Raw genomic sequence first — 11,562 nt, forward strand, 5'->3', positions numbered from 1 at the left:
AAAGAATGGCTAGACATCTGTCTGGCCATTCTTCGATCACTTACTCAATTATTGAGTAGGCTAGACAATGTAAATCTGCGCTAGATAAAAGGGCTTATAAATGCACGATGGTGTGATGAAGGCATGGCTAGAGTCTTCTCATCTATACGGCGGCAACGTTGCTTATGTTGAGGAGCTTTATGAAGCATATCTTGATGATGTGACTTCAGTGCCAGAAGAATGGCGTGTAGTGTTCGAACAACTTCCAAAAGTGGAAGGCGTGGATGTAGAAACCAAACATTCACAAGTTAGAGCCGAATTCGCCGAACTGGCAAAAAATAAACACCGAGAAGTAATTATTGCAGAAGGGGGTCAAGCTGACCCGAAACAGATCAAAGTTCTGCAACTTATCAATGCTTTTCGTTTCCGTGGTCATCAAAACGCGAACCTTGACCCCTTGGGTCTATGGCAGCGTGAGCGCGTACGCGATTTAGACTTAGAATTCCACGGCCTTTCCAAAGAAGATTTCGACACTGAGTTTTATGTAGGTTCATTCGCTGCCGGCGGTGAAATGATGAAACTGGGTGAACTTTATCAAGCACTTAAGACTACTTATTGTGGTTCTATTGGTGCTGAATACATGCACATCACATCGACCGAAGAAAAGCGTTGGTTACAACAGCGTTTAGAATCGGTGCAGGCTCGCCCGCAATTCGATAGCGCTACTAAAAAGCGTATTCTAAAAGGTCTGATTGCCGCCGATGGTCTAGAAAAGTACCTAGGTGCTAAATTCCCAGGCGCCAAGCGTTTCTCACTGGAAGGTGGTGACGCCCTGGTACCTATGTTGAAAGAGCTTATTCACCGTGCTGGTGAAAGCGGTCAACAGGAAGCGGTTATCGGTATGGCTCACCGTGGTCGTCTAAACGTGCTTGTTAACGTACTGGGTAAAAACCCATCGGCGCTGTTCGATGAGTTCGCCGGTAAGCACAATGACACGCTAGGCTCGGGTGACGTGAAATACCACATGGGTTACTCGTCTGATTTCGCAACCGCTGGCGGCAGTGTCCATATGGCACTTGCATTTAACCCGTCGCACTTGGAAATCGTAAACCCGGTAGTTATGGGCTCGGTGCGTGCTCGTCTAGACCGTCTTGGTTGCGAAAGCGGCTCTAAAGCGCTGCCTATCACCATTCACGGTGACTCGGCGATCGCCGGTCAGGGCGTGGTGCAAGAAACCTTCAATATGTCGCAAACCAATGCCTTTAAGGTAGGTGGTAGCGTACGTATCGTTGTCAACAACCAAGTTGGCTTTACAACTTCGAACCAGGATGATGTGCGTTCTACTGACTACTGTACCGACATCGCTAAGATGGTTCAGGCGCCGATTTTCCACGTCAACTCGGACGACCCAGAAGCGGTTGCCATGGTTACCCAAATCGCTCTTGATTTCCGTAATCAGTTTAAGCGCGATGTGGTTATCGACCTGGTGTGTTACCGTCGTCACGGTCACAACGAAGCCGACGAGCCAAATGCAACTCAGCCTTTGATGTATCAAAAGATCAAGAAGCACGCGGTACCTCGTGAAATCTATGCGCAGCAGTTGATTTCTGAAGGCCTGTTCACTGAGGCAGAAATCAAGAACCTGGTCGATACCTATCGCGGTGGTCTTGATGATGGTCACTGTGTGGTTGAAGAAATTGAGCCAGAGACCAAGCACTCTTCAGAGTGGTCTAAGTTCGTAGGTCACGATTGGGATACCCAATACGATGCCAGCGTATCTGTTGAAAAGCTTAAAGAGCTTGGCAACAAGGTGGCGTCTTACCCTGAAAACCACAAGGCTCAGTCTCGCGTTAAGAAAATTTACGACGACCGTAAAGCCATGGCCGCCGGTGACAAGTTACTGGACTGGGGTATGGCGGAAACGCTTGCTTACGCAACCATGGTTGAAGAGGGCACGGACATCCGCCTAACGGGTCAGGATTCAGGTCGTGGTACCTTCTTCCACCGTCACGCGGTTGTACACAACCAAGCTGACGCTTCTACTTACTTGCCGCTACAGCATATCAGCGAAGCGCAAGGTAAGTTTGAAGTATATGACTCAGTGCTTTCTGAAGAAGCGGTACTGGCATTCGAATACGGTTATGCCACGGCAGAGCCAACGTCACTGGTTATGTGGGAAGCGCAATTCGGCGACTTCGCCAACGGTGCTCAGGTTGTATTCGACCAATTCCTAAGTTCGGGTGAGCAGAAGTGGGGCCGTCTTTGTGGTCTAACTTGTTTGCTACCACATGGCTATGAAGGTCAGGGCCCAGAGCACAGCTCGGCCCGTCTTGAGCGTTTCCTTCAGCTGTGTGCCGACCACAATATGCAGGTATGTGTGCCTTCGACTCCAGCACAGGTTTACGCCATGCTACGTCGTCAGGCGGTACGTCCTCTTCGTCGTCCGCTTATCGTAATGACGCCGAAATCATTACTACGTCACCCGCTTGCGGTATCGTCTCTGGAAGAACTTTCTGCAGGCGTATTCCACAACATGATCGACGAGATCGATGATATCGATGCGAAGAAAGTTGAACGTGTGGTTTTCTGTAGCGGTAAGGTTTACTACGAACTACTGCAAGAGCGTCGTAAGCTGGAAATCGACAATATTGCTATTGTGCGCGTTGAGCAATTATACCCATTCCCGCATCAGGAAATGGCGAACATTGTTGAGCGTTACAGCCATGTGAAAGACTTTGTATGGTGTCAGGAAGAGCCGCAAAACCAAGGCGCTTGGTATTGCTCGCAGCATCACTTCTGGAATTCAATTCCACAGGGTGCCAACCTAACATACGCAGGTCGTAAAGCCTCTGCAGCACCTGCATGTGGTTATATGGCCGTACATACTAAAGAACAACAAGCGTTAGTCGCTGACGCGCTTACCATTAAAAAATAAGGGATAAGAGATGACCACAGAAATCAAGGTTCCTGTTCTTCCTGAGTCAGTTGCTGACGCTTCGGTCGCAACGTGGCACGTGAGTGTTGGCGACAAAGTAAGTCGCGATCAAAACCTGGTTGACATCGAAACCGACAAGGTTGTTTTAGAAGTTGTTGCACCTGCTGATGGTGTGATCACTGAAATCAAAGAACAAGAAGGCGCAACAGTGCTGGCCGAGCAGGTAATTGCCATTATCGGTGAAGCTGATGCCGCTGACGCTGGTGCTGCACCAGCTCCATCTGAAGACAAAGCCGCTCCAGCCGCTGCTGGCGCACAAGAAGGTAAAGAAGTGGATATTAAAGTTCCTGTACTTCCAGAATCTGTTGCTGATGCAACAATCGCAACATGGCACGTACAACCTGGTGAAGCGGTAAGCCGCGACCAAAACCTGGTTGATATCGAAACTGACAAAGTTGTTCTTGAGGTGGTAGCACCTGAAGATGGCGTAATGGGTGAGCACATCCATGGCGAAGGTGACACAGTACTTGGTGAACAAGTAATTGGTAAGCTAATCGCTGGCGCCACAGCCGGTGCTGCACCAGCCGCCGCAGCTCCTGCTGCTGAAGCGTCAAGTGACGACAGCGCTGCCGATGCGCTAACGCCTTCTGTACGCCGCCTAATTGCTGAGAAAGGCCTGGATGCTTCGCAAATCAAGGGTTCTGGCAAAAATGGTCGAGTAACTAAAGAAGACGTTGATGCCTTCATCAAGAGCGCGCCTGCTAAGCAAGAGAGCACAGCCGCTGCTGCACCTGCTCCTGTTGGCAACCGTACGCAGAAGCGTGTTCCTATGACACGTCTACGTAAGACCATTGCTAATCGTCTACTTGAAGCGAAGAACTCAACAGCCATGTTGACTACCTTCAACGAAGTAAACATGAAGCCAATCATGGATCTTCGTAAGCAATACCAAGAAGTATTCGAGAAGCGTCACGGTACCCGTCTAGGTTTCATGTCTTTCTACGTGAAAGCAGTTGTTGAAGCACTTAAGCGCTTCCCAGAAGTAAACGCGTCAATCGACGGTGATGATATCGTTTACCACAACTACTTCGACATCAGCATCGCGGTATCGACTCCGCGTGGTCTAGTGACTCCGGTTCTTCGTGACTGTGACAAGCTGTCTCTTGCTGAAATCGAAAAAGGCATCAAAGATCTAGCGATCAAAGGCCGCGATGGCAAACTAACTGTTGAAGATATGACAGGTGGTAACTTCACCATCACTAACGGTGGTGTATTCGGTTCACTCCTTTCTACGCCTATCATCAACTTGCCGCAGTCTTCAATCCTAGGCATGCACAAGATCCAAGACCGTCCTATGGCGGTTAACGGTAAGGTAGAGATCCTACCTATGATGTACCTAGCACTATCGTATGACCACCGTCAAATCGATGGTAAAGAGTCGGTAGGCTTCTTGGTAACCATCAAAGAGATGTTAGAAGATCCTACACGTCTTCTATTAGACGTATAAGCGTCAAAATTGCATATAAATTAAGCTGCGACCCTTGTCGCAGCTTTTTTTTGCCACCTTTAGTCGTACTAGGGTTTTCAAGCATTGCCATGAGAACTATACTAGGTGCGCAATTTGGGATGGTTGAATAAATTGCATATTTATTCAGCTCTTTTAGTACAAAAAATTGGATAAAGCATCATGAATTTGCATGAGTATCAGGCAAAACAACTTTTTGCCGAATATGGTTTACCAGTTTCTGAAGGCTACGCATGTGACACGCCTCAAGAAGCTGCTGAAGCTGCCGATAAAATCGGCGGTGACAAATGGGTTGTTAAATGTCAGGTTCACGCCGGTGGCCGCGGTAAAGCGGGCGGTGTAAAACTTGCTGACAGCAAACAAGAGATCAAAGATTTCGCTCAAAACTGGTTAGGTAAAAACCTAGTAACTTATCAAACTGACGAAAACGGTCAGCCAGTTGCTAAGATCCTTGTAGAAAGCTGCACAGACATTGCTAACGAACTCTACCTTGGTGCTGTTGTCGACCGCGCTTCACGTAAAGTTGTTTTCATGGCGTCAACTGAAGGCGGTGTTGAAATCGAACAAGTTGCAGAAGAAACGCCTGAACTAATTCACAAAGCTGAGATCGATCCTCTAGTTGGTCCTCAAGCTTACCAAGCTCGTGAACTAGGCTTCAAATTGGGTCTTAACCCAACACAAATGAAGCAATTCGTTAAGATCTTCATGGGTCTTGCGAACATGTTCAACGATTTCGATTTCGCTCTACTTGAAATCAACCCTCTAGTAATCACAGAAGAAGGTAACCTTCACTGTCTAGACGGTAAAATCGGTGTTGATGGTAACGCGTTGTACCGTCAGCCTAAAATCCGCGCTATGCACGATCCTTCGCAAGAAGACGAGCGTGAAGCTCACGCTGCACAGTGGGAACTTAACTATGTTGCACTAGACGGTAACGTAGGTTGTATGGTTAACGGTGCAGGCCTAGCAATGGGTACTATGGACATCGTAAACCTACACGGCGGTAAGCCAGCTAACTTCCTAGACGTTGGTGGCGGCGCGACTAAAGAGCGTGTAGCTGAAGCGTTTAAGATCATCCTTTCTGACGACAACGTTAAAGCTGTTCTAGTTAACATCTTCGGCGGTATTGTACGTTGTGACATGATCGCAGAAGGCATCATCGGTGCAGTTAAAGAAGTTGGCGTAAACGTTCCTGTAGTTGTACGTCTTGAAGGTACTAATGCTGAACTAGGTCGTGACGTTCTTGCGAACTCAGGTCTAGACATCATTGCTGCAGAATCTCTAACAGACGCTGCTGAAAAAGTTGTTGCTGCTGCGGAGGGCAAATAATGTCTGTACTAATTAATAAAGACACTAAAGTAATCTGCCAAGGTTTCACTGGTGGTCAGGGTACTTTCCACTCTGAGCAAGCACTTGAGTACGGCACGCAGATGGTAGGTGGTGTATCACCTGGTAAAGGCGGTCAAACTCACCTTGGTCTACCTGTGTTCAACACAGTACGTGACGCAGTAGAAGCAACTGGCGCAACTGCATCAGTAATCTACGTACCAGCACCTTTCTGTAAAGATGCAATCCTTGAAGCTATCGATGCTGGCATCGAGCTTATCGTTTGTATCACTGAAGGTATCCCAACGCTAGACATGGTTGACGTTAAAGTTAAGCTTGACCAAACTGGCGTTCGCATGATCGGTCCTAACTGCCCAGGTGTTATCACTCCGGGTGAAACTAAGATCGGTATCATGCCTGGTCACATCCACAAGCCTGGTAAAGTAGGTATCGTATCTCGTTCTGGTACTCTTACTTACGAAGCGGTTAAGCAAACTACTGACGCTGGCTTCGGTCAGTCTACCTGTGTAGGTATCGGTGGTGACCCAATTCCTGGTACTAACTTCATCGACGTACTAGAGATGTTCGAGAAAGATCCGCAAACTGAAGCTATCGTAATGATCGGTGAGATCGGCGGTACAGCTGAAGAAGAAGCGGCGGCGTACATCAAAGAAAACGTCACTAAGCCTGTAGTATCTTACATCGCTGGTGTTACTGCTCCTCCGGGTAAGCGTATGGGCCACGCTGGTGCCATCATCGCCGGTGGTAAAGGTACTGCTGACGAGAAGTTCGCAGCCCTTGAAGCAGCTGGCGTACAAACTGTACGTTCACTTGCTGATATCGGTAAAGCGCTTAAAGAGAAAACCGGTTGGTAATCTCGCATAACGCTTAAGAAAAACCCGCCTCTTGGCGGGTTTTTTGTAGGTCGATTTGTAGGTCGGCCTTCAGGCCGACAAAATGAGAATATGTGTTTTTTGTCGGGATAAAATCCCGACCTACAATGGGATTGTGTGACTTTTGCTGCTTTGTAGGTCGGCCTTCAGGCCGACAAGATGAAAATAGTGCCTTTTTGTCGGGATAAAATCCCGACCTACAGGTGGCAGCGCTTCATTTCTTCTATCAATGCCTGCGCCAGTGGCGAGGCTGAGTTATTTTTAGAAGTGATCAAAACTACCGGTATGGTGTAGCGATACACTTCGGGCTCGATGGCTTTAAACACCCCCTTATCAACCCAATGCCGGGCATAATGCTCGGGCAGATAGCCGATAAACTTCCCGGATAAAATTAAATGGGCGATGCCTTCATCATGGTAGGCGATGGCACTGTTTTGATAATTTAAACCATCGTTGCGGCTTTCTCTGTCACGCATATAGTTACTGGTGATCACTTCCGCATCAGCTAGCGGATCACTCAAGGCGGAGGGGTCACAGTCGAACAGGGGATGGCCCACCGCACAATACAAGTAGTTGGTTTCATCATGAAGCGGGTAATATTCAAGGCCCCTTAAATGATGGCGACTGACGCCTATGCCCACCAGCGCCCGGCCATTGACTACAGAGGTTTCAACTTCCCGCGCCTCACACACATTGATATCGAACTGAACGTTGCTGCCTCGCTCCTTAAGCTCGGCAATAACATGTGCAACGGCGCAACGGGGGTCGCTGACCAGGGTATCTATGATCGCCAGACTAACCCGACCGGATAATTCATTTTTTGAGGTCGCGACCGTGCTGGCAAAGGCCTCGCATTGCTGTAACAGCTCCAAAGAGGCCTGATAGGTGATGCGCCCGGGCTCCGTAAGCTCGAAACCGCTGCGCCCGCGTTTACAGAGTTTAATGCCCAGGCGTACCTCTAAGTCCGATAAATGTGAACTTATGGTGGAGCGGCCGATGCTCAGGCGCGACTCCGCCGCCGCCAAACCGCCGCACTCAACTATGGCCACAAAGATACGCAGTAAGCGTAGGTCTACATCATGGACTTGCACTTGATCCCCTTAATTCGAGATGGATGTTTAATTAGATAAGTTTAGTTCGATAAAACCGGAATGAATTACGAATATTATGTATTTATAAAACATCTCTGGCAAGTTAGCATGGTTTAATTAAGCAAGTATTGCTTCGTACAGACAACAAGTTAGGAGAATAAGATGACGTTTAGATATGGTGTAGACCAGCTAAATCTTGATATTGTTAACGGCATCAATGATGGCAGCATTAAAGCCGAGCTTTGCCAGGAAGCCTTAGATAAAATTAATAAAAGCCGTCAGAATGTCGACGTGATGGCCGCTTCAGATAAGGCCGTTTACGGTATCAACACTGGCTTTGGCCCTTTGTGCGATACGCAAATCTCACCAGAAGAAACCCATCTTTTACAAAAGAACCTTTTGATCACTCATGCCGTAGGTGTGGGTGAGCCTATCGCTAAATCAATTTCTAAATTGATGCTGATCACTAAGGTGCACGCCCTAAGCCAAGGCTTCTCGGGTATTCGCCTGGAAGTGGTAGAGCGTATGTTGGCCTTCCTAGAGCTTGACCTTATTCCTGTGGTACCAGAGCAGGGCTCGGTCGGTGCGTCGGGTGACCTGGCACCGCTTTCACACTTATTCTTGCCACTTATTGGCGAAGGTGAATTCTGGCAAGATGGCAAACCCGTGCCTGCGGCCCATTTGCTTGAAGCCAATGGCCTAGCGCCGCTTGAGTTGCACGCCAAAGAAGGTCTGGCTCTTATCAATGGTACCCAGTTTATTCTGTCACACGGTATCACGGCGCTGACCAAGATGCGTTACCTCCTTGATCTAGCCGATTTAGCCGGTGCCATGAGCATCGAAGGCATGCAGGGCAGTGGCTCACCCTTTAGAGAAGAGCTGCATGCAACTCGTCCGTTTGAAGGCAACATCGAAGTCGCTAAGCGTATGCGTATGTTCTTCAACGGCTCACAAAACATGGCTGCACACACTGACTGCGATCGCGTACAAGACCCTTACTCGCTGCGTTGTATCCCGCAGGTACACGGCGCATCACGTAACGCCTTTAACCACCTTAAAGAGCTGGTAGAAATCGAGATGAACTCGGTGACCGATAACCCAATCGTGATCAGTGCAGAAGAAGCGATTTCTGGCGGTAGCTTCCACGGTCAGCCTCTGGCCATGGTATTGGATTATGCGTCGATTGCTGCAGCCGAGCTTGGCAATATCTCCGACCGCCGTTGTTACCTAATGCTTGAAGGCCTGCACGGTCTGCCGCGTTTATTGACCACTTCAGGTGGCCTTAACTCGGGCATGATGATCCCTCAGTATGCCACTGCGGCCTTGGTAACAGAGAACAAATCACTGTGCTTCCCACCATCAGCGGACAGCGTACCTACCTCTATGGGTCAGGAAGATCACGTATCCATGGGCAGCATCTCAGGTCGAAAACTGAATCAAATCCTGGGCAACCTGGAAAAGATCTTTGCCATCGAGTTGATGTATGCGGCGCAGGCCATTGAATTCCGTCGTCCGAACAAGTGCTCTGACATCATCGAAGAAAACTTCGCCATTATTCGCGAGAAGGTAGCCAAGCTTGAAGAAGACCGTCTACTTAAGCCGGATATCGATGCCATGATCGCACTAGTTAAAGCACAAGCGTTTAGCGTGAACTAAGGAGGCCTTTTAGCTATGGAAACAACAATGAATTTTCAAGAACAAATCAAGCAAGGTATTCCTAGTGTTTTACCTGAGCCTAAACCATATCCGGCCGGTGTAAACCGCGCGCCAAAGCGTAAAGACATTCTTAGCCCAGAGGAAAAGCAACTGGCGGTACGTAACGCCTTGCGTTATTTTCCAAAAGAATGGCACCAGGAGCTTGCCGCTGAATTTGCTGAGGAACTGAAGCAATTTGGCCGTATTTACATGTACCGCTTTAAGCCTAACTATGACATGAAGGCGCGCTCGGTCTCTGACTACCCGGCGAAATGCGAGCAGGCTGCAGCGATTATGTTGATGGTTGATAACAACCTTGATCCAGCCGTTGCTCAGCACCCTGAGGAGTTGATCACTTACGGTGGTAACGGTGCGGTATTCCAAAACTGGGCGCAGTACTTGTTAACCATGAAGTATCTGAGCGAGATGGAAAAAGACCAAACCTTGCACATTTACTCGGGTCACCCAATGGGTCTGTTTCCATCATCAGAAGATGCACCGCGCGTGGTAGTGACTAACGGTATGATGATCCCGAACTACTCTAAGCCGGATGACTGGGAGAAGTTCAATGCCCTGGGTGTGACTCAGTACGGGCAAATGACCGCAGGTTCATTTATGTATATCGGTCCGCAGGGGATCGTACACGGCACCACCATTACGGTAATGAACGCCTTCCGTAAGGTGCTTGAGAAAGGTGAGAGCCCGCAAGGTAAGATCTTCCTAACCGCCGGTCTGGGCGGCATGAGCGGTGCGCAGCCTAAAGCCGGTAACATCGCCAACTGTATTACCGTGTGTGCCGAGGTTAACGCCAAGGCCGCTATTAAGCGCCACCAGCAGGGTTGGGTTGACGAGCTGATCGACAACATGGATGCCTTGATCAAGCGTGTACGCGAGGCGCAAGCCAATGAAGAAGTGGTGTCTATCGCCTACGTGGGTAACATTGTAGATGTGTGGGAAAGCTTCTACGAGGAGGACATTTTTGTTCACCTGGGTTCAGACCAAACGTCACTGCACAACCCTTGGTCGGGCGGTTATTACCCGGTTGATATTTCGTTTGAAGAGTCAAACCGATTGATCCGTGAAGAGCCAGAAGTATTCAAAGTTAAGGTACAAGAGACCTTGAAGCGTCATGCCGATGCGGTAAACAAGCACACGGCCCGTGGCACTTATTTCTTTGACTATGGTAATGCCTTCTTACTTGAAGCTTCACGCGCCGGCGGCGATGTGATGGCAGAGAACGGCATCGACTTTAAATATCCGTCGTACGTGCAGGATATTCTTGGTCCTATGTGTTTTGACTATGGCTTTGGTCCATTCCGTTGGGTATGTGCCTCAGGCAAGCCAGAAGATCTGGATAAAACCGATGCCATCGCCGCAGAAGTACTGAACAAGATCATGGCCGAGTCGCCGGAAGAAATTCAGCAGCAGATGCAGGACAACATCACCTGGATCAAAGACGCCAAGCAAAACAAGCTGGTTGTGGGTTCACAAGCGCGTATTCTTTACGCCGACGCCCAAGGTCGTATGGAAATCGCCAAAGCCTTTAACGATGCCATTAATCGCGGTGAAATTGGCCCGGTCGTACTAGGTCGTGACCACCATGACGTGAGCGGCACCGACTCACCGTTCCGTGAAACGTCAAACATCTATGATGGCAGCCGGTTTACCGCGGACATGGCGATTCACAATGTGATCGGCGACAGTTTCCGTGGCGCAACCTGGGTCTCTATCACAATGGTGGCGGTGTAGGTTGGGGCGAAGTAACCAACGGTGGTTTCGGTATGCTGCTTGATGGCAGCGAAGGTGCCGAGCGTCGCTTGAAATCCATGCTGTTGTTCGATGTAAACAATGGTATTGCGCGCCGTAGCTGGGCCCGTAACGAAGAAGCCAACTTCGCGATTAAACGTGAAATGGCCCGTACGCCTAAGCTTAAGGTAACCCTGGCAAACCTGGTTGATGACGAGATCCTCGATAACTTGTCATTCTAATTTGCCAAGCAAATTCAGTTAAAAAGGAAGCCTAAGTGCTTCCTTTTTTTATCCCTACTAGATGGTCTCCCAACCAGTCTAGGTAGGGGACTAAGTTGTCTGCAATGCGGTCTGCAATGCGTTTTGCCGA

6 protein-coding genes and 1 pseudogene are annotated in these 11,562 nt (G+C 48.9%); 6 read left to right on the plus strand and 1 reads right to left on the minus strand.

The features are described 5' to 3' along the window. Positions 1 to 100 precede the first annotated feature (100 nt). The 4 genes from C2M24_RS14715 (at position 101) to sucD (ending at position 6,640) form a co-directional block, all read left to right on the plus strand. A complete protein-coding gene (locus C2M24_RS14715) occupies positions 101 to 2,914 on the plus strand; it encodes a 2-oxoglutarate dehydrogenase E1 component (RefSeq protein WP_105199041.1) in 2,814 nt (937 codons plus the stop codon). A gap of 10 nt (positions 2,915 to 2,924) precedes the next feature. After that, positions 2,925 to 4,421 (plus strand): 2-oxoglutarate dehydrogenase complex dihydrolipoyllysine-residue succinyltransferase, encoded by a 1,497-nt coding sequence (odhB, locus tag C2M24_RS14720; RefSeq protein ID WP_105215871.1) that lies wholly within the window; start codon positions 2,925 to 2,927, stop codon positions 4,419 to 4,421. 180 nt (positions 4,422 to 4,601) lie between these two features. Then, on the plus strand, positions 4,602 to 5,768 hold the full coding sequence (gene sucC / locus C2M24_RS14725; RefSeq protein ID WP_105199039.1) for an ADP-forming succinate--CoA ligase subunit beta: 1,167 nt from the start codon (positions 4,602 to 4,604) through the stop codon (positions 5,766 to 5,768). Continuing rightward, positions 5,768 to 6,640 (plus strand): succinate--CoA ligase subunit alpha, encoded by an 873-nt coding sequence (sucD, locus tag C2M24_RS14730; RefSeq protein ID WP_105199038.1) that lies wholly within the window; start codon positions 5,768 to 5,770, stop codon positions 6,638 to 6,640. Before sucC ends, sucD begins: the two co-directional genes overlap by 1 nt. A 215-nt stretch (positions 6,641 to 6,855) precedes the next feature. On the opposite strand, the gene C2M24_RS14735 is transcribed toward sucD, so the two are convergent. Then, positions 6,856 to 7,749 carry a LysR family transcriptional regulator gene (locus tag C2M24_RS14735; RefSeq protein WP_105215873.1) on the minus strand — a complete coding sequence of 298 codons (894 nt, stop codon included), beginning with the start codon at positions 7,747 to 7,749 and terminating at the stop codon, positions 6,856 to 6,858. A gap of 162 nt (positions 7,750 to 7,911) precedes the next feature. Between C2M24_RS14735 and hutH the strand changes: the two genes are divergently transcribed. Further along, the gene (gene hutH, locus C2M24_RS14740; RefSeq protein ID WP_105215875.1) at positions 7,912 to 9,405 is read left to right on the plus strand and encodes a histidine ammonia-lyase; all 1,494 of its coding nucleotides are present in this window, start codon (positions 7,912 to 7,914) and stop codon (positions 9,403 to 9,405) included. A 15-nt stretch (positions 9,406 to 9,420) separates the two neighbouring features. Next, positions 9,421 to 11,432: pseudogene (locus tag C2M24_RS14745) on the plus strand (urocanate hydratase). The last annotated feature ends 130 nt before the right edge of the window (positions 11,433 to 11,562 follow it).

Source organism: Pseudoalteromonas sp. T1lg22 (genome assembly GCF_002964645.1).
In the GTDB taxonomy this organism is placed as follows: domain Bacteria; phylum Pseudomonadota; class Gammaproteobacteria; order Enterobacterales; family Alteromonadaceae; genus Pseudoalteromonas.

Excerpts from the sequence above, each read along its gene's own strand:
- odhB (WP_105215871.1), top strand. The coding sequence starts at position 2,925 with ATGACCACAGAAATCAAGGTTCCTGTTCTTCCTGAGTCAGTTGCTGAC.
- hutH (WP_105215875.1), top strand. The coding sequence starts at position 7,912 with ATGACGTTTAGATATGGTGTAGACCAGCTAAATCTTGATATTGTTAAC.
- sucD (WP_105199038.1), top strand. The coding sequence starts at position 5,768 with ATGTCTGTACTAATTAATAAAGACACTAAAGTAATCTGCCAAGGTTTC.
- C2M24_RS14715 (WP_105199041.1), top strand. The coding sequence starts at position 101 with ATGCACGATGGTGTGATGAAGGCATGGCTAGAGTCTTCTCATCTATAC.
- sucC (WP_105199039.1), top strand. The coding sequence starts at position 4,602 with ATGAATTTGCATGAGTATCAGGCAAAACAACTTTTTGCCGAATATGGT.